This window comes from Micromonospora sp. DT53 (genome assembly GCF_049841535.1).
In the GTDB taxonomy this organism is placed as follows: Bacteria; Actinomycetota; Actinomycetes; order Mycobacteriales; family Micromonosporaceae; genus Micromonospora.
Genome location: NZ_JBNCKM010000007.1, coordinates 313,286 through 334,933 on the forward strand (window position 1 = coordinate 313,286; position 21,648 = coordinate 334,933).

Below are 21,648 nucleotides of genomic sequence, written 5' to 3' on the forward strand. Positions count from 1 at the left end.
AAGGGGTCTCCGGCGTGGGGGCGCCGGGGTTGTCAGCGGCTGCGGGCGAGCGCCGCTCGGGCAGCAGGGGTCAGGGCGTCCCCGATGCGGTTGGCCAGCTCGGTCATCTCGTAGGAGACCTTGCCCACGTCGCACTCGGGCGCGGCGAGCACCAGCAGCGAGGCGCCGTCGTTGAAGGCCATGGAGAACATGAACCCGCCCTCGAGCTGGGTGACGTTGGAGATCACCGCGCCGGCGTCGAAGAAGGCTGCCGCCCCCCGTAGCAGGCTGACCAGCCCGCTGCCGGTGGCGGCCAACTGGTCGGCCCGGTCCGGTGGCAGGTCGCGGGTGGCGGCCACCATCAGGCCGTCGCTGGAAATGGCGATCGCGTGGCTGACCTCGGTCGCGCGCGCCGCGAAGTTGTCCAGCAGCCAGCCGAGATCCTGTTGGTCGGTCACGTGCTCTCCTGTCGCGTCATTTGTTGCCGAGGTTGATCGGGGTGCGCCGTCGGTTCGCCACACCCCGCGCGTACGCGGCCATCGCCGTCGCCACCTGCGCGGGATCGCGGTACTCGGACCGTTGCTGCTGCTGGGGTACGGCCACACCGCCGGGCACGAGGTGCCGTTGTGGCTGCCGTTTGGGCAGACCGGAGTCGGTGGTGGTGGCGACCTCGGGGGTCTGCGCCTGGGCGGCCGTCCGCCAGGCGTCGTCGGCGGGGCTGGACCACTGCTGGCCGTTCTGGCCGTTGTGACCGCTCTGGTCGTCGACGACGTCGTTCTGGAACCAGTGGTTGACCTGTTCGAAGATGAGAAGCTCCTCGGTGGGCGCGTCACCCCGGGCCGTCGGTTGGGGCGCCGGTCGGAAGACCGGCGCCGCCGGCAGGGTCCGTTCGGCCGTAGGACGTCCGGCGGTGGGCTCGGGGCGCGGCTGGTACGGCGGGGCAGGGCTGGGCGTCCGCGCTGCCCTTCGCGACAGCCGGCCGGGTGCGAGCAGGTACTCCTCCGGTGGCAGCGACCGGATGATCGCCGCGGGCAGCGTCGCCTCGGCGAGGATGCCGCGTCGGGGGCCGCGTCGTAGTTGGACGGTGGCGCCCAGCCGGGCCGCGAGCTGGCCCACGACGACCAGCCCCATCGCCCGTACGGCGGCCACGTCGATTGCCGGCGGGTGGGCCAGCAGCTCGTTGAGCTGTTGCATCCGCTGCGCGGACAGTCCCACGCCCTCGTCGCTGATCTGCACGATGACGCGGTCGCCGAGGCTCCGGCCGCTCACCCAGGTCTCGCTGCCCGGCGGCGAGTACGTCGTGGCGTTGTCCATGAGTTCGGCGAGCAGGTGCACGACCTCGTCGACGGTTTTGGCGGCCACGGCGACGTCGCCGTCGATCATGCCGAGCCGAACCCGCGCGTAGTGCTCGATCTGGGACAGCGCCGCCTGGAGCACCTGTTGCAGGGGGACGTCGCGCTGGCGCACGCGACCCACGCCGACGCCGCCGAGCACCAGCAGGCTGGCGTTGATCCGGCCCATCCGGGTCGCCAGGTTGTCAAGCGTGTACAGCTGGTCGAGCCGGTCGGGGTCGGTCTCGTCCCGCTCGACCAGGTCGACCTGGGCCAGGACGGCGTCGACCAGTCGCTGTTCGCGGCGGCTCAGGTGGATGAAGATGTCGGCGGTGTTGGCACGCATGACGGCCTGTTCGGCGGCGGTCCGCACGGCGGCCTGGTGCACGGCGCTGAACGCCTGACCCAGTTCGCCGATCTCGTCGTCGCTGGACGGTTCGAGGGCGGCGCTGGACTGCTGGTGGGCCAGCTTCTGTGGGTCGACGGTGGCGCTGCCGGGCTGTTGGAGCTGGGCCACCACGGCGGGGAGCTGTTCGAACGCCACGGCGTTGGCCGCGTCCCGGAGGCGGCGCAGCCGTCGGGTGATCTGCCGCGCGACGGCCCAGGTCACCAGGGCGGTCAGGATCAGGGCCAGCAGGACGCTGGCCGCCTCGGCCACGGCCCGGCGGCGCTGGTCGGCGTGCGCGGCCCGCACGTCGTCGCGGACCGCGTCGTCGACCCGGGCGCGCAGGTCGGCCAGGCGGGCGGCGCGTGTCTGGGTGGTGGACACCCACGCGCCGGTCTCCAGTTGCAGCTGCGATCCCGGCCGGGCCCGGGACACCTCGTCCTGCATCCGCTGCAGGGCGAGCGCCTCCTTGCCGGTGCCGGCCTGCTCCCACCAGATGCTCCACTCGGGTGGGGCCAGGGCCAGGAACGACAGGCTCGACTCGGTGTAGCTGGTGCGGGCCGCGGTGATGTCCTGCTGCATGGCCGGGGTCAGCTCGCCGCCGGCGACGGCGCGCAGCACGGCCACCTGCTGTTGACCGATGGCCTCGGCGGTCTTCGACAGCGCCGCCGAGGCCCGGATCCCGTCGGCGAGTTGGGCGTCCACCACGCCGTGTGAGACGTTCTCCCGGAAGTTGATGAGGTCGGCGATCGCGATGCGGTAGCTGAAGGTCATCGCCGACACCGAGGCGTGCGTGGCGGTGCGCACCTGGGTGCGCAGCGGGGCGAGGCCGTCCAGGGCCGCGTCGATGCGTCGCAGCAGAGACGGGGTGGCGTCGTTGTCGGTGGACAGCCGGTCCCGCTGCTCGCGGTAGCGGGCGACGGCGTCGTCGGTGGCGGCCATCTCCGCGCCGAAGGCGTCCTGCTGCTCCGGTCGGGCGTAGGTGAGCAGGTCGGCGGCGGCGATGCGTTCGCGTTGCAGCCGGTAGGCCAGGTCGCCGGCCTCGGCACCCACCTGGGCCAGGATCTGCAGGTCGCTGGCACGGGCCGTCTGGCGTGCGCTCTCGGTCAGTGCGAGACCGGCGAAGCCGATCACGGCGACCAGCGGGGCCGCGACGATGAGGCGCATCCGGCCGGCTATCTTCCAACCGCGTCGGCGGGTCGGGTAGGGTCTGGCCGCGTGGGACCGGGTGCTCGACGCCAAGATTGACTCCCACGACTCGTCGATGACGGTCTATCCGCACCTTGCCGAATGCAAGTCCCATTCGGCCGGACGCCGCGCTCGTAGACCAGACCTGGCCGTGGTACAAACTGCCCGTACCAGCATCTGTACCCAACGTCAGCGACCGGTGACGTCACGGGGTCGTGCCGGATCGGTCGGGTCAGCGCTGGTTGTCGAGGGGTTCGGCCGGCGGGTGCCGCCGCTGTGGGTCGTCCGACTCGGGTGGGCCGTTGAGCACCTGGCCGATCAGTTCACGCAACTCGTCGATCGCGTCCACGACGGCGCCCGGGTCGCGCGCGTCGCGCCGCCCACGCTGACGTGGCACCTGCCGATCCAGCCGAGCCGGTTCCGGATCGCGCGGGCCCCGACGACCGTCGGCCGCCAACTGCTCGGCCGCGACCTGCGGCCACAGCGCGGCCAGCCGGCCGCCGGTGCCGAGCACGTCGTCGCAGCGCAGCGCGAACTCGTGGCTGCCGAACCGGCGACCCGACTCGACCGCCGCCACCGTCTCCCGGCTGAACCGCACCAGATCCGCCAGGGCGCGTTGGGTCAGGCCCCGTTTGACGCGACAGTTGCGCAACTCCCATCGGAACCGCTGACTGGCCGGGGAGTGAGCCGAGCTCGACGGGGACGTGTGCTCCATGCGCTCACCTTCGTGGAACGGACATTCGGCGGCGGGACACCAGATCGAGATTGGTCGATGAGTCGAACATTCACAGAGGGCAATTCTTAACCCAGGATGCGATGGGTGTGAAGACGTTCACCGGTATGAATCGTCGGGCAAAGTGCGAAAGGTGCGCACCGGGCCCGTTGCCGGCACCGAGGTACGCCCGGTGGAGCGGGGGACGGTACCCCGCCCCCACCCTCGACCCGTCCGCAGGTCAGCACCACTGGCGCAAGCGTCCACTCAGGCGGCGTGCGCTTCGACCGTCACCCCACCCTGTGCCGCTGGCACCTCCGCGGACGTCGGGATATCGATTGTCGCGAGCAGTGTGCGGTGTGCACGAAACGCGACATTGGGTTTGTACGAGCGATGCTGCTCGGGTGACAGCCGTAGGTCGGGAATTGTTTCGGCGAGCCTGCTGAGGGCGATCCCGGCCTCAAGTCGCGCCAACCCCGCACCGATGCAGAAATGCGGACCGTGGCCGAATGACAGGTGACTGCCCACATCGGGCCGGTGTGGGTCGAACCGGTCCGGGTCACGGAACGCCGCAGGGTCCCGATTCGCCGCTCCGATCAACAGCAGGCAACGCGCCCCGGCGGGGATCGTCACCGCGCCCAGAGTGACATCTCGGGTGGTCACCCGGAGCCAGCCGTCGATGGCGGGCGCGAACCGGAGCGTCTCGCCCACGAAAGCGGGGACGAGCCCCGGGTCCGCGGCGATCGACGACCAGCGCTGGGGAGTGGACAGGGCCTGGTCGAGGGCGTGCGCGAGCAAGCCGGCGGTGGTCTCGTGGCCGGCCACCAGGAGATTGAAGGCCAGGCTCGCCACCTCGGGCACCGTCAGCACGCTGTCGTCGTCGTCCCGGTAGGCCAGCGCGCGGCTGATGAAGTCGTCACCCCGGTGTCCGCTCTCCATCCGCTGGCGGACCAGATCTTCGCAGTAGTGCCAGAACTCCAGCAGGCCCTGCGCCAGGCGCACCTGCTCGGCCGCGTCCGGCTGCCCCCAGATGAGCGCGATCTGGCCGTCCGCCCAACTCCGGATCCGTCCGATGTCGGCGTCCGGCACCCCGAGGATGTCCAGGACCACCAGCAGGGGAAGCTCGGTGGCGAACTCCGGGATCAGGTCGACCTGGTCGCCGTGGCGGGCGGCGAGACGGGACACCAGTTGGTCGACCCGGCGCCGGACGATCGCACCGTACTCGGCCTCGACCCGCTCGGCGGTGTTCGCAAAGGTCGCCCGTAGGGCCCGGCGGGTGCGCGGGTGCGCCGGTGGGTCCGCTGCGGCCGTCGTGGGCGGCGCGTCGATCTGCATGATGACGTTCAGCGCCGCTGGGCACACCTCGTAGACCGGGGCGAGGGTGAGGGCGTTGGCGAATGTCGTGGCGTCGGCGAGGGCCCGCCGGACGTGTGCGTGCCTGCTGATCAACCACAGGCCCAGATCCTCGGCGTAGTGCGCCCCGTCGGGATTGTCGAGAACGCGTCGCCACATGCTTGCCGGGTCGGTGAGATAGACCCCGGTGAACGGATTCAACCGCATGGAAAGCCTCCTGATGCACGCGGCGCGAAACCGGCAGCGCCCCCATTTGGCGATCCACGTCAGCCGGGCCGATAATGGCGCGCATCTGCCTCTGGCTCTTTACGGTGCGCTGGTCGGCCACGCAAGTCAAGATTGGTTTACGTCTATTTATTGGCCGAATAATTGCGTGCTGCAACAGCCGAGCGAACCTGGCCAGATGCAAGTTGCGGCTCGGCCCTTGCCGTGAAGCCGACCCAGCCGGACGGTGCAATCGACCCGCCGCTTTCCCTCCTGACCGGGGCAACGACAGCCGCGTCGACGGGTGATGCCCGAGTCCGGTCAACGACCCCGGCGCGAGCGGGGGGTTCCAGCCGATGCCGGAACCCCCCGCGCGTCGTCGTGTCGTGACGACCCGGTCAGCGTGCGGCGGTCAGGGCGCCCACGGGGCGGCGATGTTCCAGGTGCTGTCGGCGGTCCACGATGTCGGCGTGTTGTACGCGTCGCCGCCAGCGCCGTTGCTGAGCCAGACCTCCGCGTTGTAGTGCCGCAGGTACTTACCCCGGAAGTTGTACGACTCCAGCGACACGCCGGTGCCGGTCAGCCCGGTGCGGGCGCACCAGGTGGCGTCGGCGCGCAGCAGCGCGGAGCCGTCGTCCGGGGAGTTGCGGACCCGGGAGTTCTGGTGGCGCAGGTACTGCCCGGGAAAGTTGACCGACTCGAACGAGTAGCAACCGCTGCCGGCTAGACCGGGTCGGACGGTATACGTGGCGTCGGCCTTGAGCAGGCTGGAGCTCGCGGCGTCGACCACCTCCGTGTAGGCCAGGCTGTCCTGATGGCGTAGGTAGCGGTTGGTGAAGCCGGGCGTGGTCACCTGCAACGACCGGCGGGTGTTCACCGGCAGGGCGACGGGTGCCGAACTGCCGAGGGTCTTCGAGGCGTTGACCAGGGCGGTGTTGGCGGCGCGCACCCGCGCCTGGTCCATCTTGATCACCTGCCGGTCGTAGGTGACGAAACCGTTCAGCTCACCCTCCAGATCGGTGATCTCGGTGTAGATCGAGGCGCTGAGCCCCGTGCCGCGCATCAGGTTCTGGGTGCCCTGCACCAGCCCGACGTACCGGTCGGTGAGGGCGCTCGAACTGGACTGCCACTCGTACGCGAAGAAGCTGCCGTTCGGGCTGTACTCGTGACCCGGCGTGTGCAGGCCGAGGCCGCCGAACTCACCGAGCACCGCGATCCGGCTGCTCGACGGTACGGGGGAGTCCGGGCCGAGGTAGACGTGCCAGTCGTCGATGTCGCCGTTGCCGGGGTTGCCGAGGGACTGGCAGCAGTTGTGGCCGCTGTGCGGGTTGACCAGACGGGTCTTGTCCTGGTTCTTGATGTTCTGCGCGACCCGCCGGGTGTCGGTGAGGGACCGCTCGCCCCAGCCCTCGTTGTACGGCGTGTACGCGATCACGGCGGGTGAGCTGCGGTGCTCGTCGACGATCTCGCGTGCCTCGGCCTCGAACTGCGCCTGCTGGGCGTCGGTCGGGTCGACGTCCTGCGCGGTCAGCGAGGGGATGTCCTGCCAGACAAGCAGGCCGAGCCGGTCGGCGTGGTAGAACCAACGCTGCGGTTCCACCTTGATGTGCTTGCGCACCATGTTGAAGCCCAGGTCCTTGTGCTTCTGCAGGTCGAAGGCGAGGGCGGCGTCGGTCGGCGCGGTGTAGAGCCCGTCCGGCCAGAAGCCCTGGTCGAGGGTGCCGACCTGGAACACGAACTGGCCGTTGAGTTTCGGGCGCAACACACCGTTGACCATGCCGGTGGTGATCTCCCGCATGCCGAAGTAGTGCGTGGTCCGGTCCGCGGTGGCGCCGGCGGCGGTGCGCAGGGTCACCCGGAGGTTGTAGAGGAACGGGTCGTCGGGTGACCAGCGGCGGGCATTCGGCACCGGCACGCTGAAGTCGGTGAAGCCGCCGGTGGCCGAGCCGACCACTGTGCCACCGTTCAGCGCCTCGGCGAGCACGCTGTGGCCGTTGACGTCGCCCCGGGTGAAGACCCGGACCCGCAGGGTGTTGTTGCTCAGGTTCGGGTAGACGTCCACGCTGCTGATCGAGGCGGTGGGCACCGGCTCCAGCCACACCGTCTGCCAGATGCCGGAGCTGGGGGTGTAGAAGATCCCGCCTGGTGTCTTGGTCTGCTTGCCGATGGCGGGCAGGCTGCCGTTCTGCCGGGTGTCGGTGGGATCCCAGACCTTGACGACGATCTCGTTCGTCCCGGCGGTGAGCTGGGGAGTCACGTCGAAGGTGAAGGCGTCGTAGCCGCCGGTGTGCGCGCCGACCCGGACACCGTTCACCCAGACCGTGCTCTGCCAGTCGACGGCGCCGAAGTGCAGCAGCGTCCGTCGACCCGACCAGTTGGCCGGGATGGTGACGGTGCGTCGGTAGAACAGGTAGTTGCGGTTGTCGTTGGCGGCCCGTTGGATGCCGGACAGGGCGCTCTCCACCGGGAAGGGCACGTTGACCCGCTCGGGCAGGTTGGCGCCGAACTGCGGGGCGTCGTCGGTCGTCGACTGGCGTAGCTGCCACTCGCCGTTGAGGTTGAGCCAGTCCGGCCGCGTCATCTGCGGTCGCGGGTACTCGGGCAGTGGCGTGCCGGCCAGGGCCTGGCTGGTCCAGGGGGTGGTCAGGGGTGGCGTCTTCGCCGGCGCGGCGTACGCCGACGTGGAGGGTGCGGCGAGAACGCCGGCCACCAGGGCGAGAAGGAGCAGCAGCGGCAGGGCGGGGCGGATGGGGACGTGACGTGTCATGCCGTCTCCGAGGGGGCGAGTCGCCGCGGGCGGTGCAGCCAGGCCCGAAGCGCGTGGGTGGTGGGCATCGGGTGGTCATTGACGGGGGACGGGCGTCAGCGACGGATGTCGGTGGGATCTCCACACGCCAACGGTGACAGGCATATTGACATCCATCATCACCTGTATAACGTTATAGAGCCGCACCGGGTGCCCCGTCAATGCCTGTTCATCAATGCCTTGTCGGCCCGTCTGTCGAATTCGCGAAAGGTTGGTGGATGGGCGTCAACCTGAAGGACATCGCGCAGCGCGCCGGTGTCTCGCTGGCCACGGTCTCAAACGTGGTGAACGGGTACCGGCCGGTGGGGGAGCGGACCCGACAACGGGTGCAGCAGGCAATCGACGAACTCGGCTACAGCCCGAACCTCGGCGCCCGGCATCTCCGCCGCGGGCGTACCGGCCTGATCGCCCTGGCCGTCCCGGAACTGACCAACCCCTACTTCGCCGAGCTCGCCGAGATCGCCATCTCCGAGGCCGCCGCGCTCGGCTACACGCTCGTCATGGAGAACACCGCGGCGGACCGGGGAGCGGAGCTGGCGCTCCTCGACGGTTCCCGGCAGCGTGTCATCGACGGCCTGATCCTCAGTCCGGTGCGCATCGGCCGGGAGGAGGTGCTGGCCCGGGCCGCCGGCAGCCCACTCGTGCTGATCGGCGAGGGCGTCTTCGACGTGCCGCACGACCACATCGCCATCGACAACGTGGCCGCCAGCCACGCGGCGATCCGGCATCTCGTGGCGATCGGGCGTCGCCGGATAGCGTTCATCGGCGCCACCCCGGGCGGTGACCGGCAGTCGGCGCACCTGCGGGTCCGGGGTTACCGGGAAGCACTGGCCGCCGCCGGCCTGCCGTACCGACCGCGCCTGGTCGCCCGCACCGACGGGTTCGGCCGGCTCGACGGCAAGCGGGCCATGCGGGACCTGATCGCCCTCGGTGACCCGCCGGACGCGGTGTTCGGTTACAACGACCTGGTCGCCATCGGCGCCCTGCGGGCGCTGGCCGAGGCCGGTCACCGGGTGCCCGAGGACGTCGCGGTGGTCGGGATCGACGACATCGAGGAGGGGCGGTTCAGTGCCCCGACCCTCACCACTATCGCCCCGGACAAGAGGGAGATCGGCCGTCTGGCGGTACGCCGTCTCGTCGCTCGCATCGAGGGCGCGGAGGTCGCCGGGCCGCTGACCGTGCAGACGCCCTTCCGGCTCATCCGCCGGGAGAGCACCGGCACGCCGGACGGGTGAGACCGAGATCCATAGCCCCGGTGGTACGACCCAGAGAGGATGACCCGCAACATCCATGCACCTCAATATGATGACCGCTATCTCGAAACGGGGTGCGCTCACGAGGCGTGCCATCCTGATGCGGAGGAATGCATGGTTCGCTGGCGTACCCTCACTGGCCTGCTGGCCACCGCGTTGGCCGCGGTGACCGCGGCCAGCCTCACCCTCGCCGCGCCGGCCGCCGCGGCCGACAGCCCCGTGACGCCGAACGTCGTCGGCGGCACCCGCGCCGCTCAGGGCGAGTTCCCGTTCATGGTGCGTCTCTCGATGGGCTGCGGCGGGGCGTTGTACAGCTCCCGGCTGGTGCTCACCGCGGCCCACTGCGTGGGCGCGACCGGCACCAACACCAGCATCACCGCGACGCTCGGGACGGTCGACCTCCAGTCGTCCAGCCGGATCACCGTCCGGTCCAACTACGTCTACCGCGCCCCCGGCTACAACGGCGCCGGCCGCGACTGGGCGCTGATCCGATTGGCCAGCCCCGTGACCGGGCTGAGCACGCTGCCGATCGCCAGCACGACCGCGTACGACAGCGGCACCTTCACCGTGGCCGGTTGGGGCGCCGCGCGTGAGGGCGGCGGCCAGCAGCGGTACCTGCTCAAGGCGACCGTGCCGTTCGTCAGCGACTCCACCTGCAACGCCAACTACGGCGGGGACCTCATCCCGGCCCAGGAGATCTGCGCCGGCTACGCCAGCGGCGGCACGGACACCTGCCAGGGCGACTCGGGTGGCCCGATGTTCCGCCGCGACGCCAGCAACGCCTGGATCCAGGTCGGCATCGTGAGCTGGGGCAACGGGTGCGCCCGGCCCAACTACCCGGGCGTCTACACCCAGGTGAGCTACTTCGCCTCGTCGATCGCCTCGGCCGCGGCGAGCCTCGGCGGCTGACCGTACGCCCGCTCGGGCGGCCCGGACGACACGGTCCGGGCCGCCCGTTCGGGTGCGCGGCGAGTGGGCCACCCGACAGAAACGGCGGGCCGTCCGTACGGCGCCGGCCGCAACGGCGATGATGGGCCGGTGAAGATCCTGTCCATCCAGTCGTCGGTCGCCTACGGTCACGTCGGCAACTCGGCGGCGGCCTTTCCCCTGCAGCGGCTCGGGCACGAGGTCTGGCCGGTCCTGACTGTGCACTTCTCCAACCACACCGGGTACGGCGCCTGGCGGGGCCCGATCCTCCCGGCGGCGGACGTGGCCGAGGTGATCGCGGGCATCGAGGACCGAGGGGTCCTCGGCACCGCCGACGCGGTGCTCTCCGGCTATCAGGGCGACCCGGCCATGGGCGCGGTGATCCTGGACGCGGTGGCGACGGTGAAGGCGACAAACCCGGCCGCGGTGTACTGCTGCGACCCGGTGATGGGCGACACCGGTCGGGGCATGTTCGTTCGGCCGGGAATTCCGGAGTACCTGCGGGACACCGTCGTGCCACGTGCGGACATCATCACGCCGAACCACTTCGAGCTGGACTTCCTCGCCGGCCGTACGACGAACTCGCTGGCCGAGGTGCTCGACGCGGTCGACGTGGTGCGCGCGACCGGGCCGCGGCACGTCCTGGTGACCAGCGTGCTCCACGGCGACCTGCCACCGGACTCGCTGGAGGTGGTGGCGGTCTCCGACGAGGGCGCCTGGGCGGTGACCACGCCGTTGCTGCCGATCAACCCGAACGGTGGGGGCGACGTCACCGCGGCGCTGTACCTCGCGCACCTGTGGACGACCCGCTCACCCGCGACCGCGCTGGAACGCACCATCGCCTCCGTCTACGCCGTGCTCGAGGCGACTCTCGCGGCGGGCACCCGGGAGATCCAGCTGGTCGCGGCGCAGGACGTGATCGCTGATCCGCCGACCCGTTTCACCGCGCGTCGGCTGCGCTGACGGCGGGCGGCGGGTCGCCGACCGGCGACGATCCGCGGCCACCGGTCGGCGTGCTCGCCAAGATCCGGAACTTGGCGGTAATGAAGATCATGGCCACAGGCTAGCCAGCCGGGCGGGCGCGGGCGACGACCTCCTCGGGGGTCAACGGCGCCTTCGGGTGGTGCGTCAGGCACAACGGGGTGCGGACCTTGACGAACGAGAAGCCCTCCCCGGCGGCGTAGAACTCACCGCTGTTGAGCAGGCCGATGTCCGGCAGCCGCCCGCCCTTGGCCTCGGCGAGCTGCCGGGCCGCGTCGATCTGCGCCGGCGCGTTGAGCAGCCCGAAGAACTGCGTCGTCGCGTTGCCGGAGATCTGGTTGTGCAGACCCTTGGGCGCCTGGGTGGCGAAGACCAGCCCGAGCCCGTACTTGCGGGCCTGCGAGGCCAGCGCGATCGAGCTGGCGGTGCAGGCCGTGGTGCCGGTCGAGGGCGCGAGCGTCTGCGCCTCGTCCATCACGAACAACCCACCCAACGGTCGGTCACCGGCGGGGTGCCGCTTGATCCACGCGAAGAGCGCCATCTGCAGCTGGTTGACGAAGCTCTGCCGCTCCTGGTCGGAGGTGAGGCCGACGAAGCTGATCACCGACACCCGGGCCCGTCGCCCCGCCGACGGTGTCAGCAGCAGCCCCGGGTCGGCCGGCGCGCCGACCCCGCCGAAGAGCGGATCGGTCACCATCGCCGCCTTGAGCGCCTCGGCCAACTCCTCGGCGAGCTTCCCGGCGCGGGCCAGCCGACTGACCCCCTCGGGCAGGTCGGTGAGGAAGTCGGTGAAGCCGGGCAGGCCCACCATTCCGCTTCGCGCGTACGCCTGGAGGGCCTCGGTGAGGACGGCCTTGCCCTGCTGGGCGAGCCGGCTCGACCTGTCGACGCCGGCCCGTGGCGCGAGCGCCTCCACGGCGGAGCGGACGGCCTGGTCGAACTCGTCGGGCCAGTCCCGCAGGGAGGTGAAGTCGGGCAGCGGCTGGAAGCTCAGCGGTCGACCGGCGGTGACCCGGGGCGTCCACACCACCACCTCGGTGTGCGCGAGGTAGTCGGCGGCTCGTTCGGCGTCACCGGGACCCCAGCCGCTCGGTGGGTCGGGCCACGCGTCGCCGAGCCGCGCGAGGTCGTTGTTGGGGTCGAGCACGATCGCGGAGACCCCCTCGCGGGCGCACTCCTCGACCAGCCGACGGATCAGCACGGTCTTGCCCGAGCCGGACCCGGCGAACACGACGGCGTGCCGGCGCAGCGACTCCAGGGGCACCGTGAACGGGTGACCACCGTCGACGGTCCGCCCCAGCCCGACCGCCCGACCGTCGGCGTCGGGCGCGGCGGCGTCGGCCGGGTCAGCGGGTACGGGCCCGTTCGTCGAACCGGTCGACGGACCATCTGACAGGTCGGCGACCGGCACGTTCGTCGGGTCGGAATCGCCGCCGCCCGACGGTGGCTCGTCGTCGTCGGGCGTCGTCGGCGGGGCGCCGCCGCGCGTTGCGTCGGGCCCGGGCAGGACCGCGCGGAACAGCTCGGTGCCGCTGGCCGGGCGACGGGCCACCAGCCACTCCTGCAGGGCCGTGGACGGCTCGGCCGCCATCACCCGCAGCGCCGCGAAGACCCGCAGGTCCGCCTCCGGCACGGCGCACCGCAGGCCGCCGGCCGCGTCGAAGCCCGCCAACACCTCGGTCGTACGCTTCCCCGTCGGCCACGGACCGTTGCGCAGCAGGATCAGCCGCCGTTGCGGCAGGTCCCGGTCCAACCCGGCGAGGGTGCACGCGGCCTTGACCCGGGCGGTGACGGCGACGGCGTTGGGGTGCGCGATGGCCCGGAAGCACCAGTGCGCCTCGTTCTCGGTGGCCTCGTCGAGCACCTCGATCAGCCGCCCGTGCAGCGCGGGCTTGCGCCCGGGCGGCGGATCGTACTTGTAGGTGGCGCCGGTCGGCGCCTGCTCGGCGATCCAGGCGGCCAGGCCGGCGGCGAGCAGCGGCGGCATGTGCTCGTCCTCGCCCGCCGGGTCGACGGCGGCCGACACGTCCGCGGCCTCGACCAGTTCGGCGAACCGTGTGTCCAACTCGTGCAGGCGGCGCTCGTCCGTCGTCGGGTCACCGGAAGCGCCACGGGCGGCGCCCACCGTCGGCGTCGAGTCGGCGCCGTCGATGAGCCGGTCCAGTTCGACCACCTCGTCGCGGTCACGGCACCAGGCGATGTGGCGGTCCACCCGGCGCAGCAGGGCGCGCGGCGTCAGGGTCGGTGCGTCGGCGAAGGCCGCGGGGGCGATCGGCCAGGTGGGGTGCGGTGGCCCGAAGAACATGCCCGCGAACGCGGCAGTGAGGCGCTTCGCCACGATCGCCTGCCCGATCTCCGGGGTGGGGATCCGGTCCGGCAGGGTCGACGTACGGAAGCGGTCGGCGACCGGGGTGGGCGCGGCGCGGGTCATCAGCACCCAGGTGTCCGGCAGGCACGAGACCACGACAAGGGTGCGGCGGGTGATGTCGCGGAGCTTGAGCAGGCCGTCGGCGATCGGCCCGAGCACCTTGGCCTGGCCGTCCTCCAGCCCCTGATGCTGGTTGAGCAGTGAGGTGCTGGTCTGCGCGAACAGCGTGTCGAGCTGGTCCACGGCGATGACCGTGGGGTCCAGGGTCAGCGCCATCAGCCGGGAGATGTCCTGCACGACCTGCTGCGGGGTGCGGACCGCGGTGCTCAACCCCCACGCCGCCCGCGCGACCGGGTCACCCGCTTCGGAGATCAGGTGGGCGTAACCGACGTCCTGTGCCTCGAAGTCGATGGCGCCGTGCAGGACGAGCGCCCGAGCGGTGTCCTGGGCGTCCCGCCCGACCTCCCGATCGCGCTCGCGCAGCGCCCAGATGAAGGTGTCGAGATGCGCACGGGTCACCGGTCGAGCGCCGGCGACCGCGTCGCGGACCTCCGTCGGCAGGCCGAGCTGGGGGGTGAGTCGACGCAGAAAGGTCTTCAGCTGGGTGCCCCAGCCGACGTGGGGGCGGCCCATCCCCTCCACCAGGGCCAGGGCCACGCTCTCCCAGAACGTCTTGCCACTGACCATGTCGACCAGGAAGAAGTAGCCGCCGTCGCGTTGGATCCGTTCGCGGACCGCTCCGAGCAGGTGCGTCTTGCCGGCGCCCGCGCGGCCCTGCATGGCCACGCCGAGCGGCATGCTCGTGTCGTCGGTGCGGGCCCGCGCCACCCCGCGCAGGATCTCCGCGGCCACCTTCTCGTGCAGCTCCGGCACGTTGTGTGGGCTGGGTCGCCAGACGTCGTCCGGGGTGACCGCCGGGTTGAGACTCACCGCGTCCAGCGCGGCCCGCTGGTCGTCCGAGATCATGCCGGGCCGATCGCCAGGGCGTGGTTGTCCTCGTTCCCGATGCGGACGGCCGCGGCCCGGTCCCGTGCGGTCAGTGACTTGGTGTTCGCCACCGGGATGATGCGGACGTCCTCCCGGCCGACCATCGCCCGCAGCGCCGCGTCCAGGGCGGCCCGGTCGGTGTCGGCGAGCCGGTCCCGGACGTCGGCGAGGCCGACCCAGGCGCCCGGCGCGGTGGCCAGATCCCGGTACGCGGAACGGACCAGCGCCTCCACCTCCGCCGCGGAAACAGGAGCCGCCGCTGCGGGTGCCGGCGCACTGGGTGCCGGTGCTTCGTGCCGAGACTCGCCGGCCGCCGGCGCCGTTGCTCCCGTCTGCTTGAAGAAGTCGCCGTGGCTGACCCGGAGCCGGTCCAGCGAACGGTGCAGGTTGGACAGGACGACGAACAGCGAGCGGGTCGTCGAGCCGCCCTGCTTCGGCGGCGGGGAGGTGTGCAGCTGACGGGCCACCCGCCAGCCCTCGTCGGTCAGCTCGTGGGCGAACGGCCGGTGCGTCCGATCGGTGTCCACCAGGCCCAGGTCGACGAGCTTCGTGTTGTCCTTGCCGGTCAGCGTGAAGCCGGCCAGCTCACGCAGCTCGACGTTTGTGAGTCGGCGCGCCTCGACCATCAGCACCACGAGGGCGTTGATCTGGTTCGGCGTCAGGTGCGGGACGTCCGCCGGGCTCGTCATGATGTCTCATCTCCATGGGGGTACGTGCCGCCCGCGCGACGCCGGGCCAGCAGCCGACGGATCCCGTCGACCACCGCCGGCGCGTCGGTGAGCACCTGCTCGTTGGTGAAGCGGAGCACGTCCAGCCCGAGGAGTTGCAGCTGCACGTCTCTCCGCCGATCGTTGGCGAAAGCGATTCGCCCACGATGCTCCGGGCCGTCCACCTCGACCGCAAGACCCTCCACGGGCCAAAACAGATCCAGTCGGTAAACCGCGCCCAGGATGTGCCACTCGTAGGTCTGGTTCCACCGCCGGCCCCGTGCCCAGTCGTGCGGCGCGAGCGCGCGTTCCAACGCCTGCTCGGCGGCGCTGTCACCGCGCGGCACGCCCGCGATCGGGGGCCAGGCCAGCACCGTCGACTCCGGCTCGGCGGCGGTGGCCGCAACCCCTTCGGTCGTGCTGGCCAGCTCGGCGAACCGCGCCGGCACCGGCACCGGCACCGAGCGCACCCGGTCGACGTGGCGCAGCGGCCCGCCGGCCAACCACACAGTGAAGCCGCCATGCCGCACGAACCACTCGGCGGCGGCCACAAGCGTCCGCTCGGCGTCCGCATCCAGGTCGGGCAGGGCCACGACGAGGACGCAACTCTCCCGGTCGTACGCCTCGGCGATCACCCGGGCGAGCCCGGCGGCGCGTACCCCCGGGGCGAAGCGGGACCGGGCGGCGGCACGGCGCGGATCGCGCAGCCCACGCTCGGCGAGGTCGGCGAGGAACGGGCCGAAGTGCCGGGACCGGGCGGCGGTACGGGCCGCGAGGGCGCGCACCGCCGCCACGCCGAGCGGGCCCGCGCTGTCGAAACGGTCGGCCCCCGCCAGCCAGCGGGGAAACATCGCGAGGGCTGCGGTGTCGAGTTGGTCGAGCAGGGCGTCCACGAGGTCACCGAGCGGACCCACCACCGTGGGCCGGTAGTGCACGATCGCGGGCGCCGCCGGTGGCAGCGGGTCGAGCGCCACCCGCAGCAGTTCCGGGTCGACGCCCGGCAGGTGACTCACCCGCCGCGTCGGCGGGGCGGCCCACCAGGCCCCGGTGGCGTCGCCGTTGGCCGGGACGGGGTGCGCCATGGCGGCACCCTACGACACGGGTGTGCGCGACCGGGACCCCTCCTCGATAGTGGAGCCGGCGCGCCCGCCGCTCAGCGCAGACGGCGGATGTCGCCGTACGCGCGGTAGTAACCACCGCGGCTGGACTCGCGCACCTCGGTCACCAGATAGCGGGCGCCCGGCTCGCGAATCCCCTTGGGGAACTGCACCGACCAGTCGGGCCGGTAGCCGTCGGAGAGCACCTGAACCCGCAGTCGCCCCCGATCGTCCAGGCACTGCACGACCACGCCGGCGCCCGCGTCGCTTGTCACCTCGACGATCGTCGGTTGCACCGGCTGGGGCGCCTGGCGCGGGGCCTTGATGTCGCGCACCTGGGGAACGGTGCCGGCCTGCGCCGCGCGGATCGCCGGCTCGCTCGCGTCGATGCAGGCCAGATGGCCGCCGGTCGTGACGACGTAGAGCCGGTCGTCGTGGTACTGCATGGAGTACGCCGAGCCGCAGCCGGTGCCGAGCTTCCACAGCCGGGTGCCCGCCGCGTCGAAGCAGTAGATCGAGGACTGGCTGTCACCAGCGAAGACGTACTGACCGCCCTCGGCGGTGGCGCAGGAGAAGACCGGGGCGTCGCAGCGGTAGGTGCGTTCGAGTCGACCCGACTTGGACAGCCGCACCACCTCCCGGGTGCCCGTCCCGGCGAACACGCTGCCGTGCTCCTGCCAGCCGAAGAGCACCGAGCCGGTCCTGGTGTGCCACAGTTCGCCGCCGGTGCGCCACTCGTAGCCGGTCACACCCTGCGAGTGGCCGTGGTAGATGGCGTCGTCGTCGCACCGCACCATCCAGGCCGAACGACCACGCCCGGGACGACGCCACAGGAACTCGTCCTCGTGGTCGACGGCGGTGATGCCGCCGTCCGCGTCGGAGACGCCGAGGACGCCGTCGTGGATGTCCAGCCAGTAGATGTCGATCTCCGGGGCGATCGCGTACGCCACCCGGGGCACCTTGCCGGACAGGTCGTAGACGTTGCCGTCGTCGCAGCCGGCGTAGATCCAGGCGTCGTCGGCGACGATGCACTTCACCCCGTCGGGAAGGCGGACCTGGCTGCGCACCTGCGCGTCGTGGTCGAGCGTCGTGATGACACCGTGCTCGTTGCCGACCATGCAGTGCTGCCCGTCGACGAAGATGCCGAAGGCGGGGGCGCCGGAGTCGTAGCGCCAGAGCACCGGGGCGGTGTGGGCGGTGGAGCGGGTGCTCACGATCTGCCGGCGCGACACGGTGCGCTTCTGGCGGACGCCGGGGATCGCGGGTGCGTAGCCCTTGCGGACCTTCTCTCCGATCTTCTTCGCGGCGGCGGCCCGAGCCCGGGCGTTGTCCGGATAGGCACTGGCCTTGACCTGCCCCTGGTCGCCGATCCGGCCGTAGCGCACCGTCAGCGTGGCATTGTCGACGATGACCTCGTAGAACTTGTGCGCACCGTCCACTTCGGACAGTTCGAGGTAGGTCGTCTCCTGGGACATGGGGGGCCTCCGAGGGTCAGCGAGCGGCGCGATCCGGCCGGCGCGGCGACAGTGACCACACGTTAACGGCGCCCCCCGACAGAACCGGCGTCCGGCCAGCGCAGCGCGTCATCGCGTAGCACCGCGTGCGCGCCGACGCTCTGGTTGACGATCTGCGTCACCCGCACGTCGACCGCGACGCTGGCCAGCGCCACCGCGTCCGCGCGGCTGAGACCGTGCAGCCGCTGCATCAGGGTCAGCATCGAGTTCAGTGCCGTGAACGTGGCGTCGTCGAGGGAGGCGCCGATGCCCAGGGTCAGCCACGCGTCGGGGGTCCGGGCCACCGGGCCGGTGACCGGAAAGTCGTCGCGCACGTCGAAGGTCAACGTCACCTCGTCCATCGGACACTCGATCGCGGTGCCGCCGACCTCACCGTCACCCTGTGCGGCGTGCCCGTCCCCGACGGAGAACAGCGCGTCGTCCACCGGGATCGGCAGCAGGAGGGTGCTGCCGGCGGTGAGGTTTCGGCAGTCCAGGTTGCCGCCCCAGGGGCGCGGTGGGGTCGTCGAGTGCCGTCCCGGCTCGGCGGGTGGCATGCCGAGCACCCCCATGAAGGGCCGCAACGCGACCTCATGGCCGTGCTGGTTGTGGCCGGTCATCGTCGCCGGGTCCAGTGTCCAGGCGTGCACCACCTGTTGGTCCTGCACGCCGTAGCGCTCGTTGAACCCACTTGGCCAGCCGCCGGCCACCGTGGTTCCCCAGCTGGACGGGACGACCGCATCGATGCGTACCGCGAGGGTCTGGCCGGGGCGGGCACCGCGGACCGCGACCGGGCCGATCAACGCGTGGCCGTGGTCGGGCCGATGTTGCGCGACCCGCGGCCGGTCCCGGTTCGCCCCACCGGGGTACGGGCCGGCGGACCACCAGCAGTCCAGGGTGCGATAGGTGACCGTGTCGCCAGGGTCGATGGTGAGCACCGGCGGGAGAGCGGGGGAGAAGTGGCCGTGCAGGCTGTCGTCCCCAGGGGTGAGGGTGTGTCGCATCGGTGCAGGCTAGCGCGGTCTGGTCCGCGCGCCGGGTCGCAGTGCGCGGTGGGTGCCGGGCGCACCCACCGCGCACGACTCAACCTCGGCGATGTCAACCCGAGGTACAGGAGCGGATCTGCGGGCGGGCGCTGCTGTTGCCGTTGGTCATCGTGGTGAAGCCGAAGGTGTTGCCGCTGCCGTTGGATCGCATGGTCATGACGGTGCCGCTGCTGTCCCAGGTGGCGGTGCCGTTCCAGATGGTGGAGACCCGCTGCGGCGAGGTGATGGCCACGACCACCGTCCACGTGCTCGCGCCGCTGACCGTCACCGACGTGTTGTACCTGTCGCCCCAGACGTTGGGGGTCGTGGCGGTGGCGGTGCAGGTGCCGCCGGCGGGCGGCGGGGTGGTGGTGGGCGGCGGGGTGGTGCCGTCGGGCGCGACCGCGCGGCCGGTGGAGGGCGAGATCATGCCGGGGCACAGGTTGCGGCTGGTCAGGTTGGCCATGATCTGCGGGATCGCGTCACGGGTGTTCTGGATCCCGTCGTGCATCAGGATGACCTGACCGGCCTGGAGTCGGCTCGCGTTGGCAACAATCTGGCTGACGCTGGCGCCGTTCCAGTCCTGGGAGTCCACGTCCCAGATCACCTGGCGCATGCCCAGCGACGAGGCGACGGACTGCAGGGTGGAGTTGGTCTCGCCGTAGGGCGGCCGGAACAGCACCGGTCGGCTGCCGGTCGCCGACTGGATCGCCGAGCTGGTCTGGGACAGGTCCGACTGCATCTGCGACTGGCTCATCGAGGTCATGTGGGCGTGGTTCCAGCTGTGGTTGCCGACCCACATGCCGGCAGCCACCTGGGCCTGCGCGGCCGACCGGTTGTTCTGGACGTTCTGGCCGACGTTGAACATCGTGGCCCGTACGCCGTTGTTGCGCAGCACGTTCAGCAGCGCGCTGGTGCTGCCGGTCGGACCGTCGTCGAAGGTGAGGCCGACGTAGCCGTTGCAGGTGGCGGCGCTCGACGGGGTCGAGGTGGCCGCGAGGACGACGCCGCACATGGCGACGGCGGTGGCGAGGACGGCGAGCGCCGCGCGCAACCGCCTCGACCACAGGGCCGTGCGGGGGAAGAGCCTGCTCATCTGGTGCCCCTTCGCGCAGGCCGGACGCGCCCGGTGTGCGGGCAGCGTCCAGACAGGTGTGGATGAGTGGGGTGGTGGAGGTGAGACCGCGCCGATTGCATTGACCTCAATGGATCGGAGTATTACAGCGAGAATTCCAACGCGTCAACAAGTTCCGGAACATCCCCGGAACGCCGCAGAAGGCCGTTCGAGGGCTGGCCAGGCATGTCGCGGTCGAGGAAGGGCTCGTGTGGTGTCTCGATCGCGGCGATCGACGGGGTCGCACTCGACATGATCCGGAAAGCGGCCGGAATTATCGGGCGTCGATCGGCGGGTCCGTCGCGCCAGGACCCGCACGGAATAGTAAAGAGTGTGAACAGAAGGTGTTACCGTGACTTCGGTCGATATCCGGCTCGGGTTTCGGCAGGTGAGGTCCCAGGATTGGAGTGATCACATGACGAGACTGCGCGCGCTGGTCGCGCTGGTGGCACTGATCGTCGCCGGTGGACTGGTCGCGGTCATCCCGGCCACCGCCGCGTCGGCGGCGGCCTGCTCAGCATCGTGGCAGGCCTCGGCCGTCTACTGGGGAGACGCCCAGGTCTCCCACAACGGCCGCAACTACCGGGCGAAGTGGTGGACCCAGAACGAAGCGCCGCCGGGTACGACAGGCGTCTGGGAGGACCTCGGGGCGTGCGTCGGGGGCACCACCCCGCCCACCGGCGGGACGTGCAGCTACCCGAACTGGACCGCCGGGACCTGGTACGCCACCGGGGCGATCGTGCGGTACACCAACGGCGCCTACTACATCGCCGAGCACGACAATCCCGGGTACGACCCAGTCGTCAGCACCTGGTACTGGGAGCCCTACACCTGTGGCGGCCAACCCCCGACCACCCCGCCGCCCACCAACCCGGGCGGCTTCGTGGTCACCGAAGCCCAGTTCAACCAGATGTTCCCGGGTCGCAACTCGTTCTACACGTACTCCGGACTCGTCGCCGCGCTCAGCGCCTACCCGGCGTTCGCGCGCAGTGGCAGCGCCACCGTCCAGCGCCAGGAGGCCGCGGCCTTCCTGGCGAACGTCTACCACGAGACCGGTGGGCTCGTGCACGTCGTCGAGCAGAACACCGCGAACTACCCGCACTACTGCGACTACGGGCAGCCGTACGGGTGCCCCGCCGGGCAGGCCGCCTACTACGGGCGGGGGCCGATCCAGCTGAGTTGGAACTTCAACTACAACGCCGCCGGTAACGCGCTCAACCTGCCGCTGTTGGCGAATCCGTGGCTGGTGCAGACCGACGCGGCGGTGGCCTGGAAGACAGGTATCTGGTACTGGATGACCCAGAACGGGCCGGGCACCATGACCGCCCACAACGCGATGGTCAACGGCGCGGGGTTCGGTCAGACGATCCGCAGCATCAACGGCTCCATCGAGTGCGACGGCGGAAACCCCGCCCAGGTGCAGAGTCGCGTCACCAGGTACCAGCAGTTCGTCGGCATCCTCGGCGTGTCCGCCGGAGCCAACCTCTACTGCTGATCGGTGGCCGGGCCTCGGCGTCCGTCGGCGGACGGAGTCGAGGCCCGGCAGATCGACCGCCGGGGCCCGGTAGGGGGGCGGCGGTCGTTCGGCGCGACCAACCCGTTGACATGGCCGTGGTGCGCCCGGAACTATCAGCGACAGTCCACCGCTCCGGCTCTCGTTGTTCACGAACTCCTATGACAACGATGTCAGGGCCCGACCACCACCCGCTCCACTCTGCCCAGACGTTCGACGTACTCG

The 21,648-nt window shown here is 71.1% G+C and carries 15 protein-coding genes; 4 read left to right on the forward strand and 11 right to left on the reverse strand.

The features are described from left to right. Positions 1 to 32: 32 nt before the first annotated feature. From ACLQ3B_RS23275 to ACLQ3B_RS23295, 5 genes are all read right to left on the reverse strand, one after another. Complete coding sequence (locus ACLQ3B_RS23275; RefSeq protein WP_030490280.1) at positions 33 to 437, reverse strand: roadblock/LC7 domain-containing protein; 405 nt, start codon at positions 435 to 437, stop codon at positions 33 to 35. 16 nt (positions 438 to 453) lie between these two features. Further along, positions 454 to 2,862, reverse strand: a complete 2,409-nt coding sequence (locus tag ACLQ3B_RS23280) for a nitrate- and nitrite sensing domain-containing protein (RefSeq protein ID WP_425782800.1) — start codon at positions 2,860 to 2,862, stop codon at positions 454 to 456. Positions 2,863 to 3,115: 253 nt separating this feature from the next. Continuing rightward, the gene (locus ACLQ3B_RS23285) at positions 3,116 to 3,598 is read right to left on the reverse strand and encodes a helix-turn-helix transcriptional regulator (protein WP_425782801.1); all 483 of its coding nucleotides are present in this window, start codon (positions 3,596 to 3,598) and stop codon (positions 3,116 to 3,118) included. 264 nt (positions 3,599 to 3,862) lie between these two features. Then, a complete protein-coding gene (locus ACLQ3B_RS23290; protein WP_425782802.1) occupies positions 3,863 to 5,155 on the reverse strand; it encodes a cytochrome P450 in 1,293 nt (430 codons plus the stop codon). 409 nt (positions 5,156 to 5,564) lie between these two features. Continuing rightward, entirely contained in the window at positions 5,565 to 7,919 is a 2,355-nt protein-coding gene (locus tag ACLQ3B_RS23295) for an AbfB domain-containing protein (RefSeq protein WP_425782803.1), read from the reverse strand. A 257-nt stretch (positions 7,920 to 8,176) separates the two neighbouring features. Between ACLQ3B_RS23295 and ACLQ3B_RS23300 the strand changes: the two genes are divergently transcribed. The 3 genes from ACLQ3B_RS23300 (at position 8,177) to pdxY (ending at position 11,101) form a co-directional block, all read left to right on the forward strand. Further along, positions 8,177 to 9,193: a LacI family DNA-binding transcriptional regulator gene (locus tag ACLQ3B_RS23300; protein ID WP_425782804.1), complete on the forward strand. Its 1,017-nt coding sequence runs from the start codon at positions 8,177 to 8,179 to the stop codon at positions 9,191 to 9,193. Between the two features lie 132 nt (positions 9,194 to 9,325). Beyond that, entirely contained in the window at positions 9,326 to 10,120 is a 795-nt protein-coding gene (locus ACLQ3B_RS23305; RefSeq protein WP_425782805.1) for a S1 family peptidase, read from the forward strand. A gap of 129 nt (positions 10,121 to 10,249) precedes the next feature. Then, positions 10,250 to 11,101 carry a pyridoxal kinase PdxY gene (gene pdxY, locus ACLQ3B_RS23310; protein ID WP_425782806.1) on the forward strand — a complete coding sequence of 284 codons (852 nt, stop codon included), beginning with the start codon at positions 10,250 to 10,252 and terminating at the stop codon, positions 11,099 to 11,101. A gap of 100 nt (positions 11,102 to 11,201) precedes the next feature. On the opposite strand, the gene ACLQ3B_RS23315 is transcribed toward pdxY, so the two are convergent. The 6 genes from ACLQ3B_RS23315 to ACLQ3B_RS23340 all read right to left on the reverse strand — a co-directional run bounded on the left by ACLQ3B_RS23315 (position 11,202) and on the right by ACLQ3B_RS23340 (position 19,892). Next, complete coding sequence (locus ACLQ3B_RS23315) at positions 11,202 to 14,453, reverse strand: ATP-binding protein (protein WP_425782807.1); 3,252 nt, start codon at positions 14,451 to 14,453, stop codon at positions 11,202 to 11,204. After that, positions 14,450 to 15,163 (reverse strand): hypothetical protein, encoded by a 714-nt coding sequence (locus ACLQ3B_RS23320; RefSeq protein WP_425782808.1) that lies wholly within the window; start codon positions 15,161 to 15,163, stop codon positions 14,450 to 14,452. The genes ACLQ3B_RS23315 and ACLQ3B_RS23320 overlap by 4 nt, the downstream gene beginning before the upstream one ends. Beyond that, positions 15,160 to 16,263: an endonuclease domain-containing protein gene (locus ACLQ3B_RS23325; protein ID WP_425782809.1), complete on the reverse strand. Its 1,104-nt coding sequence runs from the start codon at positions 16,261 to 16,263 to the stop codon at positions 15,160 to 15,162. Before ACLQ3B_RS23325 ends, ACLQ3B_RS23320 begins: the two co-directional genes overlap by 4 nt. A gap of 71 nt (positions 16,264 to 16,334) precedes the next feature. Further along, positions 16,335 to 17,753, reverse strand: coding sequence for a PQQ-binding-like beta-propeller repeat protein (locus ACLQ3B_RS23330; protein WP_425782810.1), 1,419 nt, complete (start codon positions 17,751 to 17,753; stop codon positions 16,335 to 16,337). Positions 17,754 to 17,815: 62 nt separating this feature from the next. Beyond that, positions 17,816 to 18,775, reverse strand: a complete 960-nt coding sequence (locus tag ACLQ3B_RS23335) for an acetamidase/formamidase family protein (protein WP_425782811.1) — start codon at positions 18,773 to 18,775, stop codon at positions 17,816 to 17,818. 94 nt (positions 18,776 to 18,869) lie between these two features. Further along, positions 18,870 to 19,892, reverse strand: coding sequence for a polysaccharide deacetylase family protein (locus tag ACLQ3B_RS23340; RefSeq protein ID WP_425782812.1), 1,023 nt, complete (start codon positions 19,890 to 19,892; stop codon positions 18,870 to 18,872). A 433-nt stretch (positions 19,893 to 20,325) separates the two neighbouring features. Between ACLQ3B_RS23340 and ACLQ3B_RS23345 the strand changes: the two genes are divergently transcribed. Continuing rightward, entirely contained in the window at positions 20,326 to 21,405 is a 1,080-nt protein-coding gene (locus ACLQ3B_RS23345) for a glycoside hydrolase family 19 protein (RefSeq protein ID WP_425782813.1), read from the forward strand. Positions 21,406 to 21,648 lie beyond the last annotated feature (243 nt).